This window comes from Bifidobacterium simiarum, from assembly GCF_002802905.1.
GTDB classification, from domain to species: domain Bacteria; phylum Actinomycetota; class Actinomycetes; order Actinomycetales; family Bifidobacteriaceae; genus Galliscardovia; species Galliscardovia simiarum.
In genome coordinates this window covers 78,926-100,861 of sequence record NZ_PEBK01000006.1, presented here as the reverse complement: position 1 = coordinate 100,861, position 21,936 = coordinate 78,926, and the positions used below count along the sequence as shown (strand labels likewise).

Annotated in this window: 19 protein-coding genes and 1 tRNA gene; 6 read left to right on the top strand and 14 right to left on the bottom strand. The window is 65.9% G+C overall.

Annotated elements, in window-relative coordinates; all coding sequences use genetic code 11:
• Nucleotides 1–169: 169 nt before the first annotated feature.
• Nucleotides 170–1,072 (top strand): PAQR family membrane homeostasis protein TrhA, encoded by a 903-nt coding sequence (gene trhA, locus CSQ87_RS07190; RefSeq protein ID WP_100513196.1) that lies wholly within the window; start codon nt 170–172, stop codon nt 1,070–1,072.
• 162 nt (nt 1,073–1,234) lie between these two features.
• Here trhA and CSQ87_RS07185 read toward each other — a convergent pair whose 3' ends face one another.
• The 14 genes from CSQ87_RS07185 to CSQ87_RS07120 all read right to left on the bottom strand — a co-directional run bounded on the left by CSQ87_RS07185 (nt 1,235) and on the right by CSQ87_RS07120 (nt 17,033).
• Nucleotides 1,235–1,717: a GreA/GreB family elongation factor gene (locus CSQ87_RS07185; RefSeq protein WP_100513195.1), complete on the bottom strand. Its 483-nt coding sequence runs from the start codon at nt 1,715–1,717 to the stop codon at nt 1,235–1,237.
• A gap of 180 nt (nt 1,718–1,897) precedes the next feature.
• On the bottom strand, nt 1,898–2,308 hold the full coding sequence (locus CSQ87_RS07180; protein ID WP_100513194.1) for an FKBP-type peptidyl-prolyl cis-trans isomerase: 411 nt from the start codon (nt 2,306–2,308) through the stop codon (nt 1,898–1,900).
• 127 nt (nt 2,309–2,435) lie between these two features.
• Entirely contained in the window at nt 2,436–3,032 is a 597-nt protein-coding gene (locus CSQ87_RS07175; RefSeq protein WP_133122364.1) for a 4-hydroxybenzoate polyprenyltransferase, read from the bottom strand.
• Between the two features lie 74 nt (nt 3,033–3,106).
• Nucleotides 3,107–3,186: transfer RNA gene (locus CSQ87_RS07170), tRNA-Leu, on the bottom strand.
• Nucleotides 3,187–3,299: 113 nt separating this feature from the next.
• The gene (locus tag CSQ87_RS07165) at nt 3,300–4,307 is read right to left on the bottom strand and encodes a Ppx/GppA phosphatase family protein (protein WP_100513192.1); all 1,008 of its coding nucleotides are present in this window, start codon (nt 4,305–4,307) and stop codon (nt 3,300–3,302) included.
• Between the two features lie 70 nt (nt 4,308–4,377).
• Entirely contained in the window at nt 4,378–5,019 is a 642-nt protein-coding gene (locus tag CSQ87_RS07160; protein WP_100513283.1) for a DUF501 domain-containing protein, read from the bottom strand.
• 80 nt (nt 5,020–5,099) lie between these two features.
• Nucleotides 5,100–5,627: an FtsB family cell division protein gene (locus CSQ87_RS07155; RefSeq protein WP_243388875.1), complete on the bottom strand. Its 528-nt coding sequence runs from the start codon at nt 5,625–5,627 to the stop codon at nt 5,100–5,102.
• A gap of 210 nt (nt 5,628–5,837) precedes the next feature.
• Complete coding sequence (gene eno, locus CSQ87_RS07150; RefSeq protein ID WP_100513190.1) at nt 5,838–7,133, bottom strand: phosphopyruvate hydratase; 1,296 nt, start codon at nt 7,131–7,133, stop codon at nt 5,838–5,840.
• 236 nt (nt 7,134–7,369) lie between these two features.
• Nucleotides 7,370–7,888, bottom strand: a complete 519-nt coding sequence (locus CSQ87_RS07145) for a GNAT family N-acetyltransferase (protein ID WP_100513189.1) — start codon at nt 7,886–7,888, stop codon at nt 7,370–7,372.
• 57 nt (nt 7,889–7,945) lie between these two features.
• Nucleotides 7,946–11,578 carry a transcription-repair coupling factor gene (mfd, locus tag CSQ87_RS07140; protein WP_100513188.1) on the bottom strand — a complete coding sequence of 1,211 codons (3,633 nt, stop codon included), beginning with the start codon at nt 11,576–11,578 and terminating at the stop codon, nt 7,946–7,948.
• Nucleotides 11,568–12,167 (bottom strand): aminoacyl-tRNA hydrolase, encoded by a 600-nt coding sequence (gene pth, locus CSQ87_RS07135; RefSeq protein ID WP_100513187.1) that lies wholly within the window; start codon nt 12,165–12,167, stop codon nt 11,568–11,570. The genes mfd and pth overlap by 11 nt, the downstream gene beginning before the upstream one ends.
• A gap of 83 nt (nt 12,168–12,250) precedes the next feature.
• Nucleotides 12,251–12,787 carry a GNAT family N-acetyltransferase gene (locus CSQ87_RS07130; RefSeq protein ID WP_217624134.1) on the bottom strand — a complete coding sequence of 179 codons (537 nt, stop codon included), beginning with the start codon at nt 12,785–12,787 and terminating at the stop codon, nt 12,251–12,253.
• 166 nt (nt 12,788–12,953) lie between these two features.
• Nucleotides 12,954–16,181, bottom strand: a complete 3,228-nt coding sequence (locus CSQ87_RS07125) for a UPF0182 family membrane protein (RefSeq protein ID WP_100513186.1) — start codon at nt 16,179–16,181, stop codon at nt 12,954–12,956.
• A 78-nt stretch (nt 16,182–16,259) separates the two neighbouring features.
• Entirely contained in the window at nt 16,260–17,033 is a 774-nt protein-coding gene (locus tag CSQ87_RS07120) for a L,D-transpeptidase (protein ID WP_100513185.1), read from the bottom strand.
• 193 nt (nt 17,034–17,226) lie between these two features.
• Between CSQ87_RS07120 and CSQ87_RS07115 the strand changes: the two genes are divergently transcribed.
• The 5 genes from CSQ87_RS07115 (at nt 17,227) to CSQ87_RS07095 (ending at nt 21,805) form a co-directional block, all read left to right on the top strand.
• Nucleotides 17,227–18,525, top strand: coding sequence for a glycoside hydrolase family 3 N-terminal domain-containing protein (locus CSQ87_RS07115; protein WP_243388874.1), 1,299 nt, complete (start codon nt 17,227–17,229; stop codon nt 18,523–18,525).
• A gap of 125 nt (nt 18,526–18,650) precedes the next feature.
• Complete coding sequence (locus tag CSQ87_RS07110) at nt 18,651–18,923, top strand: hypothetical protein (RefSeq protein WP_100513184.1); 273 nt, start codon at nt 18,651–18,653, stop codon at nt 18,921–18,923.
• 95 nt (nt 18,924–19,018) lie between these two features.
• Complete coding sequence (locus CSQ87_RS07105) at nt 19,019–19,786, top strand: Fic/DOC family protein (protein ID WP_207761116.1); 768 nt, start codon at nt 19,019–19,021, stop codon at nt 19,784–19,786.
• 169 nt (nt 19,787–19,955) lie between these two features.
• Nucleotides 19,956–21,227, top strand: coding sequence for an alpha-amylase family protein (locus CSQ87_RS07100; protein WP_243388885.1), 1,272 nt, complete (start codon nt 19,956–19,958; stop codon nt 21,225–21,227).
• 56 nt (nt 21,228–21,283) lie between these two features.
• Nucleotides 21,284–21,805: an NAD(P)H-dependent oxidoreductase gene (locus tag CSQ87_RS07095; RefSeq protein WP_100513181.1), complete on the top strand. Its 522-nt coding sequence runs from the start codon at nt 21,284–21,286 to the stop codon at nt 21,803–21,805.
• Nucleotides 21,806–21,936 lie beyond the last annotated feature (131 nt).

Genomic DNA, 21,936 nt, shown 5'->3' with positions numbered 1-21,936 from the left:
TCGGACAACACGGGTGTCGCCCGGTCGGAACGCCGATCGGAGCGAGGCACGAGGCGGCTTTGGCGCATCCGTTGACATCCAACCTACGGTAGCGTAAGTTACGGTAGCGTAGGTTAGGTGTCGTTCGTCGGAAAAGAGGCAAGTGATGGGGCACGAGGAAACACCGGACATGGCACATGACGACGAATCGCTGATCGGCGTGGACCCCTCCACGCTCGGCCCCGAGGATCGTGCGAGGCAGCTCGATCAGGCGCGGGCCGCGGTGCGCCGGGCGTTCCTCGAGGATCAGCAGGCCAAGGCCCGGGAGATCCGCGCCAGGGCCAAGGCCCGAGCGGACAGGATCATCGCCCGCGGCGAGCTCAGGGCGCGGCGGGTCGAGGACCGAGCCATCGGCATCCGCAAGGTGCGCCTCGACGTCCACGGACGGCCGAAGCCCCTGATGCGCGGATGGATCCACGCCGTCGCCACCCCGCTGGCCCTGGCCGCGGGCATCGTGCTGATCTGCATCTCCCCCACCGTGCTGCTCAAATGGGCGTGCGCGGTGTTCATGACATGCTCGCTGATCCTGTTCGGCAATTCCGCCGCCTACCATCTGGGCGACTGGTCGCCGAAAGTCACCGACGTGCTGCGCAGAATCGACCACGTCAACATCTTCCTACTGATCGCCGGCACCTATACGCCGGTCTCCTTCGCCCTGAACCCGTTCTGGCGAGACTTCATCCTGACGAGCATCTGGGTGTGCACCACCATCGCGCTGATCATCCACGTCGTGTGGATCAACGCCCCCCGATGGCTGTACACCATCGTCTACATCATCTTCGGCGTCTCCGGCGTGGCCTATCTCGGCCTGTTTTGGACCTCCCCCTATGCCGGACCGGTCGTCGTGATCCTGCTGGGGGCCGGTGGCGCCTGCTACATCGCCGGCGCCATCGTCTATGCGCTGCGCCGGCCCGATCCGTGGCCGAAGGTGTTCGGCTTCCACGAGATCTTCCACTGCGGCACCGTCGCCGGGTACGCCTGCCACATGGTCGCGATCTACTTCGTCGCGGTCGCACTGATGCAGACCGTCTAGCATTCCCCCACCGGCACGATTGCGGCCGATACGGTCCGACACGGTCCGGTATACGGTCCGACACGTACGCGAGGGGCTCCCGTCATGACGGCGGGAGCCCCTCGATGCATGGCACCACCCGATACGTGATGCGTTACGCCATGCGACGCGTCACGTCGCCGATCAGGCGGTCAGCGGCTTCGAATCCTTGATCGTGACCTGAATCTCGCGACCGTTGGGAGCCTTGTAGCTCACGGAGTCGCCGGCGTTGGCGCCCATGATGGCGGCGCCGATCGGGGATTCGGGGCTGATGATGTCGTAGTCGGTCGCCACGGAAAGATCGCGGGAGCCCAGCACGTACACCATCTCGTTGCCCATGACGTCCAGGGTCACCACGGAGCCGTTGCCGACCTTGCCGGCATCGGGGGCGCTCAGGATCTTGGCGGAGCGCAGCTTCACGGTCAGCTCGTCGATACGGCCCTGGTTCTTGCGCTGGGCCTCGCGGGCGGCCTGATATCCGCCGTTCTCGCTCAGATCGCCTTCGGCACGGGCGGCGGCCACCTTCTCGATGATCTCGTCGCGGTATTCGCCCTCACGCCACTTCAGCTCCGCCTGGAGCTTGTCGTATGCTTCCTGCGTGAGCAGCAGGGCCTTCTCTTCGGCCATGGTAGACCTCCTCATCGTCGGGCCCGCACGGCCCGAACACATTGCTAATGGTTGTGAACTTGCTGGTTTGCGCAACTGACGGTTACAGCGAGACCGGCGGCACATGCCCGTCACAGAACGGTGCTCATGCCGCCGGTCCCACATCATACGTCATGACGGTTCCCGGATTCCCGGGATCGCTCAGCGCGTGGAGATGATGTCGATGACGAACACCAGCGTATCGCCGCCGCCGATGCCGGCCTGCGGAACGCCGCGCGAACCGTAGCCGTACTCCGGCGGGATCGAGACGACGAGACGGGAGCCGACGTTATGGCCGGGGACGGTCTGGTCCCAACCCTTGATGACCTGTCCCACGCCGATGCCGAAGCTGGCGGGCTGGTGGCGCTCGAAGCTGGAGTCGAACGGCGTCTGCTTGCCCCAGACCACGCCGTGGTAGTTCACGGTCACCGTGTCGCCCTTGCGGACCACCGGGCCGTCGCCCTCCACAATTTCCACGCTCTTGAGACCGGCGGGTGCGGTTTCGGTCGGAAACTCGATCGCCGGAGTCGCGCCGAATTCGGCATTCACGCTGGGCATCGTAGATTCGCTCATCGTCACTCCTTGTATTGTCGTTGCGTTGAGACCATGGGCCTCATTGGCACATATAACGGTTAAAACTAGCGCGTGCCGCGGACAGGAACAGTCCGATCCGGGTCAGTACGGATGATCAGTACAGGGGTCAGTACAGACGGGCGTAGAACTGCCAGAGGAAGAACGCCCCAAGCAGCGCAGCCGCCACGACGACCACGCCGATGGCGATCACGCCGCCGCGCTTCTTCGCCATCGACGGGGCGAAGATGTAGGCCAGAGAGTAGGAGACCATGCCGATGATCAGGCAGTTGAGGGTAATCATCCAATTGCCCATGCCGGAGATCTCGGTCAGTCCGGCCGGCCTGAGGATCGAATTGATGATCGCAGGGAAGACCAGACCGCCCCAGATGCCATAGGAGATCATGCCCACGAGACCGTAGCACACCGGCGTCGCCCTGCCGGAGAAGTTGCGCGAAAGACTTTCGGCCAGCCACAGGAAGGCGAAGCCGAGAATGAGCACGAACGCCACGGACAGCAGACAGGCCACGCTGGCCCACGGCAGCAGGGTGAACGCCCCGCCGGCCAGCGAATTGACGAGCGGGGCCGACACCAGTTCGCACAGGCACATCACGCCGGCGACCAGCACGCCGCGCGTGACCGCGAGGAACCGTTCGGCATTGTCCGCCCGCACGGCCGCGGCCACGGTGTTCTTGGAATCCTTGGTATGTTCGATGTTCTCAGTCATGCGCCACATCTTCGCACACCTTTGCAACGAACAGGTAAGCCGTCCACCAGTCGAAAGACATCGGCAGATCAGTGTGCCTCCAGCGGGACTCGAACCCGCAAGCCGAAGCGGCCGATTTTAAGTCGGATGCGTATACCAATTTCGCCATGGAGGCCCGTCACGGCAGCGCGGCCGCGACATGACAGACAATAATTATGCCATGCCCGTGGACCAAAGGCCTCCGGACATGGCATGGATTGGACGGCTGAACGTCAGCCGTACGGACGACTAGCCGAGCAGACGGCGGCCCAGATCCAGCACGATGCCGTCGAGCAGGCCGTGCTCGCTGGTGATGTACGAATCCAGTACGCGCCCCTCCCGCTCGAGCACCGCCTGACCGATGCGCCTGAGTACGCGGTTCCACACCAGCGCGCCGCCGCCGATCACATCGATGCGGCCGGGGTGGATCACGGGGTATTCCCGACGCTGCTCGCGGGTCATGGTGAGCACTCGATCGCAGGTCTCGCACGCCTCATCGAATCCGATCCGCGCGCCGTCGACGGCCTCACGGTCGTATTCCTTCAGTCCGAGCGCGATGCCGCTCATCGTGGTCACGGTGCCGGAGACGCCGATCAGCGTGCCCGTATGCCATGCCGGTACGTGGGAGAACGCTTCGTCGATATGCTCGTCGATGTCCTCGACGGCGGCGCGGATCTCCTCGTCGGTGGGCGGATCGGACACCAGATGCCGCTCGCTCATGCGCACCGATCCGATGTTCATCGAGAACGCGGCGGTCACCCGGTCGATCGGGGCGTCCTTCCCGTCGCCACCGATCACCATCTCGGTGGATCCCCCGCCCAGATCGATCACCGTGTATGGCGCCTGTGGCAGCTCGTCGGCCGTGTGACCGGCCTCCATCACCGAGGTCGCACCAAGGAAGCTCAGCGCGGCCTCCTCGGAGCCGGGGATGACGTCGGGACGGACACCGAGCCTGGCGAACACGGCGTCCTCGAACTCGTCACGGTTCTCGGCGTCCCTAGTGGCCGACGTAGCCACGAACCGCAGGGCGTCCACCGGATGCTCCGCCAGCACCTCGGCGAACTCGTCGATGGCGGCGTAGGTGCGGGCCAGCGCCGCATCGTCGAACCGATGGGTCTTGTCCACGTCCTGTCCAAGCCGTACCACGCGCATGATGCGCGGCACCTCCACATGCATGCCACGATCGTCAACCGTGGCGATCATCAGACGGATCGAATTGGTGCCGCAGTCAATGCCCGCCACCTTCACGCCAGCCATCGTCTCTCCTTCGTCGCTGTCATAGTTGTCTCGGTTATTGTCGTCAACATCGCTCAGTCCGCAGTGCCGTTCAGTCCGTCGTACCGCGGCGGATCGCGCAGCGGCAGACGGTCGGATCGAATTCGTCGCGGATTCGCTCGAGCACTTCGTCGCCGATGGGATTCACACCCCGGCCCATGACCAGCGTCTGGCCGAGCAGAGCATGCAGGCACTTGACACGTACCGGCATGCCGCCGGCGCTGGTGCCGAGGATGTGGCTTTCGTCGTCGCCGAGTCGGGCGGCCAGACGATGCCGGAACTCGAGGTACAGGGCGTGGGCCCTCGCATAGGCGGCGCCCACCTGATCGTCCTCCTGCACCTGCTTCGTGTACATGGCCATGTCTCCCGCCGCCTCGACGTGGGAGACCGCCTTCACCGCCTCCGGGCTGGTCAGGTAGCAGGTGGTGGGGAAGGGGATGCGGCCCTCCACCAGCGGACGGGTGATCACCGCGAGCGGGGTACCGCACACGCACCGCGCGCCGACCGCCACCATGCCACGCGGGAACCTGCCGAGCTGGCGCTGGACCAAGGCCACGTCCTCGGGATCCAGCTCCTCGGACAGCCGCCGCTCCAGTACCTCGGCGATCAGCGCACGGTCGTCGTCGGTAAGCGTATGGCTGCGCTCCGGTGCGGGCGCACCGGCGGCCAAAGTCGTCTCGTTGCCGGATGTCATGTCGTTCTCGCTCATTGCCTTCCTTGGTTCTTGGTTCATGGGGTCGGGTATCGCATCGATCACCGATCAATCACGATCGATCATTTCGTCTGGGTCGTTCCACCGGTCTGGCCGGTTCCGTCGGTCTGATTCGAGTCATCGGTCTGGCTCGCGGACGTCTGACCGTCTGACTTCGCGGTCTGCTCGTCCGCCTTCTCGAACGAGGCCAGCATGTCCTTGTACCAGGGCAGGTTCTGGTTGTTCTCCGCCGATACCGTGGACCGGTCATTGGTCTTGGCCGAGGTTCCCCCCACCACTTCCGGGTGCAACACCCTGACCGACCTCTCCCCGGGGAAGACGAATCCCAGTCGTTCCCGGGCCTGCGCGGTGACGTAGGCGTCGTCATCCCAGCGGGCGATGTCGTTTTCCAGCTGCGCCTTCTTGGCCACCAGTGCGGCCTCCTGATTGCGCAGGGAATTCAGTTCCGCCAGATTCAACGCATAGGTGTGGAAGGTGGAGACCAGCTGGATGGTGCCGAGGGCCACGATGATCAGTGCGAGGAAGAACGTGACCGGGGCGAACGAAGACGATCGGCGGGACGATTTCACCCCCGGCTTCGTTCCCGCCACAGCGCCGTTCCGCTCCCCCGTGCGAACGCCGTCCCGGCCCTGACCGGTCCGCCCGGCGCGGGATGATCCGCCGCCGAATCGGCTTCCCGCATTCTGCTTGACTCCGCCTGTTTTGACCATAGACACGAAAATACCCGCCGCGGACGACTGAAACGACCGCGGCGGGTACCATACACACCGATTCAGGCCGAGTGCCTCGGCCGACGAATCTTACTTGGTGTACTTCTTGCAGGCCTTGAAGGCGCTGTAGCCGGCGTACTGGGCGGTGGAGCCGAGCTCCTCCTCGATCTCCAGCAGGCGGTTGTACTTGGCGATGCGCTCGCCACGGGCCGGGGCACCGGTCTTGATCTGGCCGGTGTTCTTGGCGACGGCGAGATCGGCGATGGTGGTGTCCTCGGTCTCACCGGAGCGGTGGGAAACCATGGAGGTGAAGCCGTTCTTGGTGGCCAGCTCGATGGCGTCCAGGGTCTCGGTGACGGAACCGATCTGGTTGAGCTTGACCAGCAGGGAGTTGGCGGCGCCGAGCTCGATGCCCTTGGCCAGACGCTTCGGGTTGGTCACCAGCAGGTCGTCGCCGACGAACTGCAGGCGATCGCCGAGGCGACGGGTGATCTCCGCCCAGTCGTCCCAGCCCTCTTCCTGGAACGGATCCTCGATGGAGACGATCGGGTATTCGTTGATGAGGTTCTCGTAGTAGTCCAGCATGTAGGCGGACTCGCGGTCCTCGCCATCGAAGTGGTACTTGCCGGTCTCCTTGTTGTAGAACTCGGAGGAGGCCACGTCGAGGCAGATGCCAATCTGCTTGCCGGGCTCGTAGCCGGCGGCGGAGATGGCGTCGATGATGTACTTCAGGGAGTCCTCGTTGGACTTCATCTTCGGAGCGAAGCCACCCTCGTCGCCGAGGCCGGTGTTCAGGCCTTCCTTCTTCAGGACGCTCTTCAGGGTGTGGTAGACCTCGACGCCGGCGCGCAGGGCCTCGCTGTAGGAGTCGAAGCCGTACGGGGAGATCATGTACTCCTGGATGTCGGTGGCGAAGTCGGCGTGGGCGCCGCCGTTCATGATGTTCATGTTCGGCACCGGCAGGATGTGGCCGTTGGTGCCGCCGATGTAGCGGTACAGCGGCTGGTCGGTGGACTCGGCGGAAGCGTACAGAGCGGCCAGGGAGACGCCCAGGATGGCGTTGGCGCCCAGCTTGCCCTTGTTCGGAGTGCCGTCGAGCTCGATCATGGTCTCGTCGAGAGCGCGCTGATCGGCGGCGTCCATGCCGATGACCTTCGGGGCGATGACTTCGTTGACGGCCTTGACGGCGTCGAGAACGCCCTTGCCGCCGTAGACGGACTTGTCGCCGTCACGACGCTCCCAGGCTTCGGCCTCACCGGTGGAGGCGCCGGACGGAACCAGGCCCTTGCCCAGAGCGCCGTCTTCGGTCTCCAGGTAGACCAGGACGGTGGGGTTGCCACGGGAATCAAGAATCTGGCGTGCGTACACGCTTTCAATTGCTGCCACAACTACTCCTTTTGCAAAATGTTGTGCTGACAAAGTAAAGAGTAATGCGTTTTATGGACGTTGCCCGGACCTTCGCTCAAAGTGTCGTCCAATTCCGTATGACGAACGGCTGAATTTCTTGGGAATTCCTCGGGAAAACGGAGGCCGGAAGGCGTCGTCGGGTAGCCCCGCCGCATGGACGCTCCTACGTAGTCGACTCACAGCGGGGCGTCACGGCAGGACGTTACGGCAGAACGTCACAGCAGGGCCTCCATCCCCACCTTGTACGGGCGCAGCCCCATGTGCTCATAGAACGCCATGGCCTGCGGATTGCACGACCAGACATTGAGCGTGACGTTGTGGCATCCGCTCTCGCGCGCGAAGCCGATCACATGGCGGTACAGCGCCGAGCCGACGTGCGTGCCCCGCGCGGCCTCGTCCACGCACAGGTCGTCGACGTACAGGGTGGTGATGTCGGTGAGGATGTGGTCGTCGGGATGCCGCTGGAAGACGCAGAACGCGTATCCGGCCACCGGCAGACCGGGGACGTCGGCCACGAAGATCGGCCGGTCGTCGTCGGCGATGATCGCCCGGAGCTGGTCGTCGTCGTACTTGCGGGCGTGGGCCCTGAACAGATCGGGCCGACCGGCGTGATGGACGTCCAGCACCTGGCCGAGGAGCACGTCGATTCTGGGGATGTCCGACTCCTCGGCCCTGCGGATCGTCACGGTGGTCTGTGCTGCGGTGTCTGCGGTCTGCTGTTCGGCGATGTTCATGGCAGACAGTGTCGCCGCCGGACTGGACGTTGCCGGACCGGGTCAGCCGGCGTGAGGTCAGCCGGCGTGGCCCTTGCGCGGCTTCGGCGTCCAGGTCAGGTCGTCGAGCAGCTGGTTCACCCAGGCCAGCACCTCCTCGCCGCTCATCGGCCCGGAGCCCATCGAGCCCTGGAAGGGCGTGGGGATCAGGTACTGGTGGGTGACGGGCCGGTATTGCACGCCCTTGTAGATCCGGGCGATGCGCATCTGCACGGATTCGCGGGGGTCGAACCGTCCGACGCGCAGGTTGCGCCCCTGCATCACCAATTCGCTCAGGCCGATCGCACGGGCCCGGGCCCGCAGCCTCGCCACCTCGAACAGCATGTCGAGCTGTTCGGGAGGCCTGCCGTAGCGGTCGGTGAGCTCCTCGCGAATCTCCCGGAAGTCGTCCTCGGTGCGGGCCGCGGCGAGCTTGCGATACGCCTCCAGACGCAGCTTGTCGGAGTCGATGTAGCGTTCGGGGATCGAGGCGTTCACCGGGATGTCGATGGTGACCGACACCGGCTCCGCCTGCCGGTCGGGCTCCTTGACCTGCTCCACGGCCTCGGAGACCATACGCACGTAAAGATCGAAGCCCACGCCCTCGATGTGTCCGGACTGTTCGCCGCCGAGCAGATTGCCGGTGCCGCGCAGCTCCAGATCCTTCATGGCCACGTCGTAGCCGGAGCCGAGCGCCGTGTTCTGCGCGATGGTGGCCAGACGATCGTGCGCGGTCTGCGTCATCGTCTTCGTCGGATCGTACAGGAAGTAGGCATAGGCGCGTTCCCTGCCGCGGCCGACGCGGCCTCGCAGCTGGTGCAGCTGGGAGAGGCCGAACTTGTCGGCGTGGTCGACGATCAGCGTGTTCGCGTTGGAGATATCGAGTCCCGTCTCGATGATCGTGGTGCACAGCAGCACGTCGATGTCGCGATGCCAGAAGTCGCGGATCACGGAGTCGAGCTGCTTCTCCCCCATCTTGCCGTGGGCCACGCCGATGTTCGCCTCGGGGACCAGTTCCTTGAGGTGCGCGGCGAGCTTGTCGATGCCGGAGACGCGGTTGTGCACGTAGAACACCTGTCCGCCGCGCAACAGCTCGCGGCGGATGGCCGCGGTGACCTGCGCGTCCTCGTAGGCGCCCACGTAGGTGAGCACGGGAAGACGGTCCTCGGGCGGGGTGGCCAAGGTGCTCATCTCGCGGATGCCGGTGATCGCCATCTCCAGCGTACGCGGGATCGGCGTGGCGGAGAGGGACAGCACGTCGACGTTGGTGCGCAGCGCCTTGAGCGTCTCCTTGTGCTCGACGCCGAATCGCTGCTCCTCGTCGATGATGACCAGACCGAGGTCCTTGAACTTGATCTTCGGGTTGAGCAGCTTGTGCGTGCCGATGACCACGTCCACGGTGCCGTCGGCCAGTGCCTTGATGGTCTCGTTGATCTGCTTGGTCGTCTGGAACCGACTCATCGCCGCCACGTTGACGGGGAAACCCTCGAACCGTTCGGTGAACGTCTCGTAGTGCTGCTGGACCAGCAGGGTCGTCGGCACGAGCACAGCCACCTGCTTGGAGTCCTGCACGGCCTTGAACGCGGCCCTCACCGCGATCTCGGTCTTGCCGAAGCCCACGTCGCCGCAGATCAGACGATCCATCGGCACGGGCTTCTCCATGTCGGCCTTCACCTCGTCGATGGTGGTGAGCTGGTCGGCGGTCTCCTGATACGGGAACGCGTCCTCGAGCTCCTTCTGCCACGGGGTGTCCGGGCTGAACGCGAAGCCCTTCGCGCTCTGCCGGGCCGAGTAGAGCCTGACCAGATCCTGGGCGATCTCCTTGACGTGCTTGCGCGCCTTGGCCTTGGTCGCCGCCCAGTCGGAGCCACCGAGCTTGTTGAGCTTCGGCACGTCGGCGCCGATGTACTTGCTGACCTTGTCGAGCTGGTCGGTGGGGATGTACAGGCGGTCCGGCGGCGCCCCGCGCTTGCTCGGCGCATATTCCACCACCAGATACTCGCGCTTCGACTTCGCCGCGCCGGCGCCGACCATGCGCTGCTGCATGGCGACGAACCGGCCGATGCCATGCTGCTCGTGGACGATGTAGTCGCCCTCCTTCAGCTCCATCAGGTCGATGGCCTTGCGTCGGCGCTTCGGCGTCTTGGCCTGCGCTGCGACGCCGGCCCTGCCGGTCAGGTCGCGCTCGGTGAGCAGCGCCACGCCGGCCGATTCGTCGACGAAGCCGTCCGCCGCCCGGGACAGCGCGTAATGCACGCCGGTCACGGTGGCGGTCTCCAGCACGCGGCGCAGACGGGAGAGCGTGCCCTTCGCCGCGGCGGTGACGGTGACGTTCAGTCCGCGGTCGAGCAGCCCGTCGATGCCCCGAGACGCCCGCTCCTCGGAACCGCGGAACTCCTCGGGCGGCACGGCGCCGAGCTGCACATGGCCGTCCCGTTCGGGATCCACGCCGAAGGAGGTGAGGTTCCATACCGTCCGACCGGAGGCGACGAGAGCGCGCACCGCATCGTCGTAGTCGAGGAAGCTGGCCCGGTCGAAGCTGATCGGCGCGCCGGCGCCGTGGCCGGATGCGGCGACATGCCAGCTAGCCGCGAGGAATTCGTCGGCGGTCTTGTTGAGATCCTCCGCGGCCCGCTGCAGCCGCTGCGGGTCGCACAGCAGGATCCGCGCGTCCTTGGGCAGCAGCGAGCCGACCGACACGAGATCGTCCACCAACGCGGGCATGAGGGATTCCATGCCCTCCACGGCGATGGCCCCGGCGATGGATTCGAGCATGTCGTCGGCGTTGGGGATGCGACCGATCAGCGACCGGGCGCGTTCGCGCACCGCATCGGTGAACTGGAGCTCGCGGCAGGGCGTGGCCCAGATGCCGTCCAGCCCGTCGCCGTACGTGCGCTGGTCGGAGGCGTGGAATTCGTGGATGGAGTCGATCTCGTCGCCGAAGAACTCGATGCGCACCGGGTGCGCGGCCGTCGGCGGAAACACGTCGAGGATGCCGCCGCGCACGGCGAACTCACCACGGTCCATCACCAGTTCCGTCCGGGTGTAGGCGCCTTCCACCAGTCGGGAGGCCGCGACGTCCAGCGCGATCTCCTCGCCGACACGCAGCACCAGCGGCTCCACGTCGCCGAGTCCGGCGGCCACCGGCTGGATCAGCGAGCGGATCGGCATGACCAGCAGGCGGATCGGGCCGAACATCGCGCTGCCGGCTTCGGGATGCGCAAGACGGCGGAACACGGCCATGCGGCTCGCCACGGTGTCGCTGCGCGGGGAGAGCCGCTCGTGCGGCAGCGTCTCCCAGGCCTTGAGCACGGCGATGTCCGCGGGATCGCCGTCATACCATGAGGCCAATGCCCCGGCGATCTCCTCGGCGTCGCGACCGGAGGGCACGACGAGCGTCACCATGCCGCCGGATGCACCGGCCGTTTCTGTACGGTCCGTATCGGCGTCGCCGGCCAAGGCCGCGGCCAGAGCCGGCCGGATGCCCTCCACCGCCCCCACGGTGAGCTGCGGCTCCGTCGTGGACGAGGAGCGGACGGCCGAACCGTCCAGCAGCGAGGCGAACGCCGGGTCACGGCTCAGCCGCCTTCTGATGTCGCCGAGCGTGACGTCCTCCACGTCGGCCGATCCGCGTTCCCGCACGCGGCCATCGGCTATCGAGTTATCGGCCATTGAACCGCTCCTGGGCCTTGGCCAGCCCGTCGAAGATCACGGTTTCCGCGGCGTCCGCGCCATCGGCCAGGAACGTCGGCAGCTCCTTGCGCTGGGCCGGGGAGAATCCGCCGAGCACCCAGTTGATCGTGTTGTCGTGGGCGTGGGCTCCGCGCTGGGCATGGCCGACGCCGAGCCGCACACGCGCGTACTTCGGCGTGCCCAGGGACCGGTCGATGGACTTGATGCCGTTGTGACCGCCCGCGGAGCCGCCGGCCTTGACCTTGATCCTGCCGAATTCGAGGTCCATGTCGTCATGGATCACCACGATGTGCTCGGCCGGGATGTCGTAGTAGGCGCTGATCGAGGCGACGGCGTTGCCGGAGGCGTTCATGTACGTCAGCGGCTTGGCGAGGAAGAACTTCACCCGCTGCCCGCCCAGCGACATCACGCCCTTGCCGAGCTTCGCCAGTCCCTTGTGGTCGGAGAACGAGACCGACCACCGTTCGGCGAGCACGTCGGCGCACATGAAGCCCATGTTGTGCCGCGTGCCCTCGTATTTCGCCCCGGGGTTGCCCAGTCCCGCCACCAGCCAGAAGTCAGATGCCATGGTTGTCTCCTCCTGCGTCCTCTTTGCCTGTCGTCTGATTGCCTGTTGTATGCCTGCTGTATGCCCGGTCGCCGCCGGGATGTCTAGTCGAGATCCTTGTACCAGTACGCCACGTCGAGGAACCGGTCGCCGTTGCGGCATGCCCGGGGCAGGTACCCGTAGCGTTCGAAGCCGAACCGGTTCATCAGCGCGGTGGAGCCGGCGTTGTCGGCGAACACCACGCATACCGCGATGCGGAATCCGATGCGCTTGGCGGCGTCCAGCAGCCAGCGCACCAGCCGGGTGCCCAGACCCTGACGGGCGTAGGCCTTGTCCACGTAGTAGCTGAACTCGGTGATCTCGGAGTATCCGGCCCTCGAGTGGTATTTCGACAGCGAGGCGAATCCCGCCACCTTGCCGTCCACTTCGATGACCACCACCGGGTACTGGTTCCTCGGATTGTGCGAATACACCCATTCGCGACGCTGATCGAGGTTGCGCGGCGTCAGGTCCGCGGTGCTGCCGCCGACGACCACCGCCATGTTGTAGATGCGCGTGATGTCGAGCAGGTCGTCGTCCTGCGCGTCGCGGATGACGATGGTGCGGCCCTCGTACCGCTCGGTGGAATACGTTTCGTTCAATAACTGCACGGGAACAGTGTAATACCACGTCGGTAACACCTGACCGCGCTCCCCCGGGAACGGCCGAGGGCCGACGCCCCGCCCATAGACGGATGGCGTCGGCCCTCGTGACCGGCGGAACCGACGGGACCGGAAGACCGGCCCGTCCGGCTGGCATGGCTGCGGATCAGTTGGATCCCTCGAGCTCCATGGCCTTGTTGATGGCGTCCTGCAGCTTCTTCTGCGCTTCGCCGTAGGCGGTCCAGTCGCCGTTCTTCATGGCCGTGTCGGAGTCCTTCATGGCCTGTCCGGCGTCCTTGAGCGCCTGACTCAGCTGCGGGTTCGAGGCCGCCGAACCCGAGGAGGACTGCGACTGCGACTTGTTCGAGCCCGAGGCGTTCGACGAATCGGACTTGCCCGCCGTACCGGACTGCCCGGAGGAGCCGTTGTCGGCCGCGTCGCCGGCCGAGGCGCCCGAATCGCCGCCGAACACCTGGTCCAGCGCCTCGTCGAGCGTATCGGCGAAACCGACCTGATCGCCGAAGGCCACGAGCACCTTCTTCAGCAGCGGGTAGCTGGTGGCGCCCGACGACTTGACGTACACGGGCTGCACGTACACCAGACCGCCGCCGATGGGCAGGGTGAGCAGATTGCCTCGCTCCACGTTGGTGCTGCCGGATTCGAGCAGGTTGAGCTCCTTGGAGACGTCGGCGTTCGCGTTGAAGTTGTTCTGCGCCTGGCCGGGGCCGGGCACGTTGGTGTTCTTCGGCAGCTCCAGCAGTCGTATCGTACCGTAGTTCGGCCCGATCTTGCCCTTGGTGCTGCCCGCGTCGGAGTCGACGGAGAGGAAGCCGGTGAGGATCTCTCGGGTCACCGAACCGGCGGGGATGTACGACGAGGTGAGCGAGAAGGTCGGCTCGTCGGTGCCGGGCGTCTGCATCGTCAGGTAGTACGGCGGCTGCTTGATGCCCTGCTCCTTCTGGGAGCTGGATTCGGTGGGGTCGGTCGGCGTCTGCCAGAAGTCCTCGCCGGAGAAGAACTGGTTCGCCTTGGTCACGTGGTACTGGCCGAGCAGCGAACGCTGCACCTTGAACAGGCTTTCGGGGTAGCGCATGTGGCTCATCAGGTCGCCGGAGATCTCGGAGATCGGCTTGTACTGGTTCGGGAAGATCTGCTCCCACGCCTTGAGCACCGGATCGTTCGGATCCCATGCGTACAGGTCGACGGAGCCGTCGTAGGCGTCCACGGTGGCCTTCACCGAATTGCGGATGTAGTTGGCCTCCTGGCTGCCCAGACCCTTGACGGTGTTGGAGCTGACGGTCAGGGAGTCGGTGGTGGCCGATCCGAGGTCGGTCTTCTGGGAGTACGGGTAGGCGTCGGAGGTGGTGTAGCCGTCGACGATCCACTTCACGCGGCCGTCCACCACGGCCGGGTAGACGCGGCCGTCGAGTGTCAGGTACGGGGCGACCTTGCTCACGCGGGTCTGCGGATCACGATCGTAGAGGATCTGGGATTCGCCGTTGACGCGGTCGGAGAACAGGATCTGGTCGGAGGCGAAGCGGATGGCGTACAGGATCCTCGTGAACAGGTTGCCCAGACGGGGGCCGCCGTCGCCGGTGAACGTGTTGGTGGCGCCCTGGGATCCGGTCGGGTAGTCGAACTCCCATGCCGCCGTGCCCTTGGGCGCGCCGACGATGGAGTAGTCGGGCGAGTTCGGCGAGAAGTAGATGCGCGGCTCGTAGTGCTGCGAATCGGTGAGGGCTCCGGAGGTCGGGATGTCCTTCTCGAAGAACTGCGGCTGGCCGTCGGCGGTCACCTTGTTGCCGTAGGCGGCGACCACGCCGTAACCGTGCGTGTACACCGTGTGGTCGTTCACCCAGTTGCGGTTGTCGTTGCCGGCGAGGTTGATGTCGCGCACGCCGATCACCGTGTCCTGGCTGACGCCGTTGATCTCGTACTTGTCGACGGCGAGCGTGTCGGCGAAGGTGTAGTACTGCTTGGACTGCTGCAGCTGCTTGAACGTGGGCGAGACGACCTGAGGGTCGAGCAGTCGGATCTGCGCGGTGGTCTCGGCGTCGGATTCCAGTGCGCCGGACTTGGCGGCGGTGGTGGCGTCGTATTCCTCGGTCTTGACGTTGGTCAGGCCGTAGGCGGCGACGGTGGCGTCGATGTTGCGCTGGATGTAGGTGGATTCCAGTTCCTGCGCGTTCGGGTTGACCTTGAAGCGCTGCAGCAGCGCCGGGTAGACGACGGTGAGCAGCATGGAGGCGATCACCACGACGGCGACGGCCACGACCGGGGTCCGCCATGCGCGCAGGGCCTCGGCGGCCGAGGACGCGGGGGTGCCGGAGTTGAGCGCCTTGCTGGTCATGATCCATACGCCGAGCACCACGCCGAGCACGGCGATGAGCGCAGCCATGGCGAAGGTGACGGGGATGGTGGCGTGCACCGAGGAGTAGGCGGCGCCGGTGATGCGGTCACCGGTCTCGGTGAGCGTGGCGAACACGCCCAGTCCGATGCGCACGGCCCAGATGAGGAAGAACAGGATCAGCCACACGCCGATCTGACGGCGGGCGGGACGGGTCATGTCGAACAGGGACTGGCCGCGCACCGGCATGGTCAGTCGGATGCCGCCCATGAGGAAATGGGTGATGACGGAGAACGCGAGGCCCATGGCCAGCAGGGTGAACAGCGCGGCGACCACGAGTCGCAGGCCGGGCAGGACGAACACGTAGAAGCCGGTGTCGATGCCGAACTGCGGGTCCTTGGTGCCGAACGACTGGTTGTTGAACAGCAGCAGCACCTCGGACCAGTTGGCGTTGAACTGGAAGCCGAACACGAGTCCGACGAGCAGGGAGATGATCAGCGCGGCGCGGCGGGCGATCTTGGAGCTGACGCCGGAGTCGATCTCCATGACGCCGTCCTTGATGCGGATCTTGGAGCCGTCGGCGAAGTCGGGGCGCTTGCGGATGGCGAGGATGGCGGCGACGTAGGCGACCAGCGCGACCACGATCGCGTAGGCGGCCCACAGGCCGATGCGCACGCCGACGGTGGTCCAGATCACCTTGGAGAAGCCCAGCTGCGCATACCACATGACCTCGGTGATGAAGTTGGCGAGGCCGAAGATCAGCGCGGCGACGATCACCAGCGCCACGACGACGCCGATGAAGATCTTGTTGCCGCGGCCCATCGGGGCGCCGCCCTGCGCCGCGCGCGGGATGCGGGGGAAGTTCGGGGGACGGTGGCCGCCGCCGTTCGGGGTGTGCGAGCCGCCGCCGTGCTCATCACCGTCGGTGGTGATGTTGAGGATCACGGGATCGTCGTCGTTGCCGGTACCGTTCCGCCGGGCACCCCTGTTGCGGGGGTCCCGGGGATCACCATCGGGGAATATGCTGAATATATCGAAGAAAGACATGCCTCCAGCCTACAGTAAGGGTCCCGATCGGCCGGGATATACGCGATCCGCGTGATTCGGCGACAACGGCGACGCCCGTCAGGCGATGGTGACGTGGGTGCCGCGCGGCAGCTGCTCGTAGAGCCAGCGGGCGTCGGCGACGGTGAGCCGTACGCATCCGTGGGAGGCGGGCCTGCCGAGCTTCTCGGCCTCGGGGACGATGTAATGGCCGGCGCGGTCGGTGGGCACGGTATGGAAGAGGTATTCGCCGTAGTTGGCCCACGACACCCAGTAGTTCGCGCCCATGTCCTCATGCTCGTTGAAGAAGTCCTCGCCGCGGTTCTGGATGGTGAATTCGCCGCGGGGCGTGGAATTGTCCATGCCGGTCGAGCAGATCATGGTGTACACCACGTCGTCGTCGCTCATCACATAGACCTTCTGGTCGGCGATCGAGACCCGGACGTGCAGGTCGCGCACCTCGGCGAGATCGATGTGGGAACCTCCGCTTGGCTCCCGCCACTTGCGGAAGACGTTCGCCGCGGGCGGGGAGACGACATGTTTGACGCCCCGCGCCGGCGTGCCGTCCGCGGTCGGACCGGCGCCGGCGGAGTCCTGCGCGCCCCCAAGTGCCGCCGGGCGCGTCCCGCCATCGTAGACGATCTGCTGGGTGGCGGCCGAATACATGAGTTCGTCGGATCCCTTGGGCACGATCACGCACAGCGCAATCACGATCACGATCAGGCAGGAGACGATGAGTGCGCGGGTCGGCCTGTTGAACAGCCTGAGAAATGATCCGAACAGCGTCAGTCCCCTCCTCGCCTTGCGCGGCGAGAGACGGGGCTCACGCCCACGTTCGTCCTGCGATGACGCCATACCGATGCCCGCGTCCTTTCCGTTGTGCCATGGTTCCCTGACGAACCACCCCACAAGGGTACCATCGGCGCGGGCGGCCGCGGCCGGCGGTTTTCTCAGGGCCGACCCTCACCCGGATCCGGCCCCGTCGCCTCGACCCCGTCATGGCCCATCGGCCGGCCCATATGCCATGGCCCGTGCTATCACGGACCATATGCACGATTTGGATACGATGCGTTCGGGAACCCTCCGCAGGATCGTTCGCACGATGGCGGCCACCGTCATGGGTATGGCGCTGGTCATGGTTTCGGCCGGATGCGGGGAGGCCTCCCCGTCGGCGCGAGGGTCCGCCTCCCCGTCCCCCTCCCCCTCGAGTTCGGCTGCCTCCCCGTCGCGGTCGCCCGCCGTCCGTCCGTCGGCGAGCGCGGCCCCGACGGCGTCCGCCGAGGCCGGCGGATCGTCGGATTCCGCGGAGCGTCGTGCCGAGCGGACGTTGGCGGGCATGAGCGTCGAGGAGAAGGTGGGGCAGCTGATGATGGTGCCGCTGTTCTCCGGGGACGATCCGTCGTCGATCCGGTCGATGATCGCCGACGACCATGTCGGGTCGGTGCTGCTGATCGGCAATTGGTCGGATGGGGTCGCCGGCGTGTCGAAGGCCTCCTCCGCCCTGCAGGGCTACTCGCCGAAGGGCCGTGGTCTGCTGATCTGCGCGGATCAGGAGGGCGGTCAGGTCCAGCATCTGAAGGGACCGGGGTTCTCGGACATTCCCAGCGCCGTGGAGCAGGGGCGGATGACGGTCGATGCTCTGCGCGGGTCGGCGCGGACGTGGGGCGGTCAGTTGAAGGCGGCGGGCGTGAACGTCGATCTGGCTCCGGTGGCCGATACGGTGGCCTCCGCATCGAGGAAGTGGAACGCTCCGATCGGGGCGTTGGATCGCGACTTCGGTCTGTCGGCCGTGGATAACGGCCGGCATGCCGCGGCGTTCGTCAATGGCATGCATGACGCGGGGGTCATGGCCGTGGTGAAGCATTTCCCCGGTCTGGGCGCGGTGAGCGGCAACACCGATTTCACGGCGGACGGCATCACGGACCGGACGACCACGCTGGACGCCGGTGCGGGCGGGCAGGTCGAGGGGTTCCGTCAGGCGCTGGTCGCCGGGCCGGATATGGTGATGATGTCGCTGGCCACGTATGACGCGATCGACGGCACGCAGCCGGCGGCGTTCTCCTCGAGGATCGTGAACGGGTATCTGCGTTCGACGTTGCGGTATCGGGGCGTGGTGACGTCGGATTCGATGTCGGCCGAGGCGGTGGGGAGCGTTCCCACCGATCAGCTGGGCGTCCGGTTCGTGTCGGCGGGCGGCGATCTGATCTGCATCGGCGACGGGAATGACGTCGATCCGATTCTGCGGGGTCTGCTCGAGCGGGCGGAGAGGGATCCGTCGTTCGCCAGACAGGTGGATCAGGCCGCGCTGCGGGTGCTGACGCTGAAGGCGCGGGCCGGTCTGGTCTGAGGTTCCGGTCTGGTCTGAGGTTCCGCCCCGGTCTACGGTTCCGGTTTGTTGTGATCGCACGATAGGATGAAGGGGTTTCACATCGGCCTGCGGATGCGGGCCCCGTCAAGTGAGAGGAGGCCTTCATGGCATCTGCTGAGGAACTGTTTCTGGTCGTCAAGGTCGTGGACAAGGCCACCGGCGCCAAGTCGCTGGTCGGCGTCACCTCGAACGTGGGGGATGCGGCTCTGATGATCGGCAAGGATCATCCGGAGTTCAAGGACGCCAACATCAACTTCATCGGCGAGCGCGAGGAGTTCGGCGCCAAGCGTCAGCTGTTCAACCTGCCGTTCGACGACACGTATCTGATCTACAAGGTCGAGGCCGGCGCCGTGCTCGATCCTCTGCTGACCAAGTAGCGTCCGGGGTTCCGGTCGTTGTCTTAGGGCCCGTGGTGTGCGACACCGCGGGCCCTTTTTCGTGGTCGCTGCGCTGATCGGCGCGCGGACCGTCTATGATCGGAACTATGTTGCCAGCGGAACGGATGAGCGCAGTCGCCTTCGCCGCCAAGAACTGCGCGCTTGAATCAATGATGATCGGCGATCATGCCTCGGGACTTGCCCGGGATTACGAGTCGGGTCGCATCGGCGTCGACGATGTCGTCGGGTCGTGCGCCGGCGAGGACGGCGGCCTGTTGGATACGTCCGCGGATGTGGTGTTCGCCAGGAACATCCTGCTTGCGGAGCGGCCGGTCTCCCCCACCGGTGATCTGCGGGAGCTGCAGGGGATCCATCGGATGCTGTTCGACGGGGTGTACGCCCATGCGGGGCAGTTGCGTACGCGCGACACCGCCGCCGACGTGCAGGGGTCGAACACGGATGGGCTTGCGGGCAATTCGCAGGCGTTCTTCCCCGCGTCGCTGCTGGAGACGGGTGCCGCCAACATCGCCGCCGAGCTGGCGGACGAGCGGAATCTCAAGTGTCTTGATCGTCCGGTGTTCGTGCGCCGGCTTGCGCATTTCTATGACGAGCTGGGGTATCTGCACCCGTTCGGCAGGGGCAATGCGATGACGCTGCGCGTATTCGCCTCCCGGCTCGCCCATGATGCCGGCTGGGATCTCGACTGGGGTCCGGTCGATGCGGACGAGTATCGCGCGGCGAAGCGTCTCGCCTACCGGGGCGACGTCTCCGGGTTCGTCGGATTGTTCGACCGGATCGTCCGTCCGGCGAATCCGACGCGGATCTTCCTGATCGCCGGCTGGGATCAGGGTCCGGCCCACTGACTTGTCGGCCCTGCCCGCCGGTTTCGTCCGCCGGAGCTGATCCGGATTCCGTCATCGTCACGTTCACAGGGAGGCTGTCATGAACGCATCGTCAGACATCACGTCGCAGGTTCCGGACGGAGGCATCCGGCATGACGGAGGAACGGCACCGTACCCGTCGTATGACGATCTGCCGCTGTGGGTCCGTCACGGGGTGTGGTGGCAGGTGTATCCGCTCGGGTTCGTCGGCGCCGACATCCGTCCCTCCGGCCCGCGCCGGTTCGGCGACCGGGGGCTTGACTCGCTGATCGACTGGCTGGACTACGTGCGTGATCTGGGGGCGTCCGGCCTGTTGCTGGGACCGATCTTCGAATCCTCCACGCACGGCTATGACACGCTTGACTACCGGCATGTGGATGTGCGGCTGGGTGGTGACGGCGCGTTCGACCGGCTCGCCGAGGCGTGCCGGAACAAGGGCATGCAGCTGATTCTCGACGGCGTGTTCAACCATGTGGGCCGGGATCATCCGGCGGTCGCCGCGGCGCTGCATGAGGCGCAGGGGGATCTTCGTCCCGAGGACGATCCGTGGCGTGGCCTGGTCCGCGCCGGCCGGGACGATCAGGGCCGTCCGACGCTCGACGTGTTCGAAGGCCATGACCGTCTGGTCGATCTCGACCATGACAGTCCGGCGACGGTGCGCTACGTGGCCGGGGTGATGAACGACTGGCTCGACCGCGGCGCCTCCGGCTGGCGGCTCGACGCCGCGTACAGCGTGCCTCCGCGCTTCTGGTCCGAGGTGCTGCCGCAGGTGCGTGCCCGCCATCCGCATACGTGGATCTTCGGCGAGGTGATCCACGGCGACTATCCAGCGATCGTCGAGGAGTCCGGCATGGATTCGCTCACCCAGTACGAGCTGTGGAAGTCGATACGCCACAGCATGCAGACCGCGAACTTCTTCGAGCTCGACTGGAATCTGAACCGGCACAACGAGTTTCTGCGCCATTTCGTCCCGCAGACGTTCATCGGCAACCATGACGTGACCCGCATCGCTTCCGAGATCGGCCCGGACATGGCGGTGCTCGCCCTGGCCGTGCTGATGACGGTGGGCGGCACGCCCAGCATCTACTACGGCGACGAGCAGGGGTACGTGGGGGTCAAGCGCGAATGCCTGGGCGGCGACGACGACATCCGGCCGAAGTTCCCCGACTCGCCCGATCGGCTGTCCCGGATCGGCGAGCCGATCTACCGGGCGCATCAGGATCTCATCGGGCTGCGCCGCCGCCACCCGTGGCTGGTCTGCGCGCACACCGAGCACACGGTGCTGGAGAACACGCGGTACCGGTACCGGTCGATCAGCGCGGACGGCACGCATGAGATCGCCGTGGACCTGACCCTGAAGCCCTCGCCGAGGGTCGTCGTCACCGACGGACACGGCGGCAGACTGTACGCGTTTCCCGCATGATCCGCCGGATGCGGCGATAGACTGTGCATGTCATATCCCGCAACGAAAGGTTCGTCATGTCAACGCTGGTATTGGTGTTCCACCCGCATCTCGAGGACGCCTCACGCATCAATCGTCGTCTCGTCGAGGAGGCCCGCCGTCACGCCGAGACGATCACCGTGGTGGACGAGTACGCCGCCTACCCCGATTTCCATGTGGACAAGGACCACGAGCAGCAGCTCGTGGACGCCGCCGACCGTCTGGTGTTCGAATTCCCGTTCTACTGGTATTCCGCGCCCGCGCTGCTCAAGCAATGGGAGGACGCCGTGCTCACCAGCGACTGGGCGTACGGCAACGCGCATGCGCTGGCCGGCAAGGAGATTCAGGTGGTGACCACCACCGGTTCCCCCGCCGACACCTACACGCCCGAAGGCCGCCACCATCACACCATGGACGAGCTGCTCAGCCCGTTCGAAACCATGGCCGACCACATTCAGGCCACATGGGTCAAGCCGTTCGTCGTCTCCGGCGTGGCCGATCTGACCGACGCCGATCTGGATCGGATCGCCGCCGACTACGTGAAGGCCATCACCGCCTGATCACCGTCATGTGATCATCACCGCATGGCCGTCACCGCATAATCCACGGGGCCGGACCGACTGATGACGTCGGTCCGGCCCCGTGACATTTCCGCTCCTGCCGTATCCGGCCGGTGCCGCGTCAGCGTCCC

Coding starts and splice junctions, on each gene's coding strand:
- CSQ87_RS07160 (WP_100513283.1), bottom strand. CDS start 5,019: ATGACATCCGGCAACGAGACGACTTTGGCCGCCGGTGCGCCCGCACCG.
- CSQ87_RS07115 (WP_243388874.1), top strand. CDS start 17,227: ATGCACGATTTGGATACGATGCGTTCGGGAACCCTCCGCAGGATCGTT.
- CSQ87_RS07110 (WP_100513184.1), top strand. CDS start 18,651: ATGGCATCTGCTGAGGAACTGTTTCTGGTCGTCAAGGTCGTGGACAAG.
- CSQ87_RS07095 (WP_100513181.1), top strand. CDS start 21,284: ATGTCAACGCTGGTATTGGTGTTCCACCCGCATCTCGAGGACGCCTCA.
- CSQ87_RS07105 (WP_207761116.1), top strand. CDS start 19,019: ATGATCGGAACTATGTTGCCAGCGGAACGGATGAGCGCAGTCGCCTTC.
- CSQ87_RS07175 (WP_133122364.1), bottom strand. CDS start 3,032: ATGACTGAGAACATCGAACATACCAAGGATTCCAAGAACACCGTGGCC.
- CSQ87_RS07165 (WP_100513192.1), bottom strand. CDS start 4,307: ATGGCTGGCGTGAAGGTGGCGGGCATTGACTGCGGCACCAATTCGATC.
- CSQ87_RS07145 (WP_100513189.1), bottom strand. CDS start 7,888: ATGAACATCGCCGAACAGCAGACCGCAGACACCGCAGCACAGACCACC.
- CSQ87_RS07185 (WP_100513195.1), bottom strand. CDS start 1,717: ATGGCCGAAGAGAAGGCCCTGCTGCTCACGCAGGAAGCATACGACAAG.
- pth (WP_100513187.1), bottom strand. CDS start 12,167: ATGGCATCTGACTTCTGGCTGGTGGCGGGACTGGGCAACCCCGGGGCG.
- CSQ87_RS07180 (WP_100513194.1), bottom strand. CDS start 2,308: ATGAGCGAATCTACGATGCCCAGCGTGAATGCCGAATTCGGCGCGACT.
- CSQ87_RS07120 (WP_100513185.1), bottom strand. CDS start 17,033: ATGGCGTCATCGCAGGACGAACGTGGGCGTGAGCCCCGTCTCTCGCCG.
- CSQ87_RS07125 (WP_100513186.1), bottom strand. CDS start 16,181: ATGTCTTTCTTCGATATATTCAGCATATTCCCCGATGGTGATCCCCGG.
- trhA (WP_100513196.1), top strand. CDS start 170: ATGGCACATGACGACGAATCGCTGATCGGCGTGGACCCCTCCACGCTC.
- mfd (WP_100513188.1), bottom strand. CDS start 11,578: ATGGCCGATAACTCGATAGCCGATGGCCGCGTGCGGGAACGCGGATCG.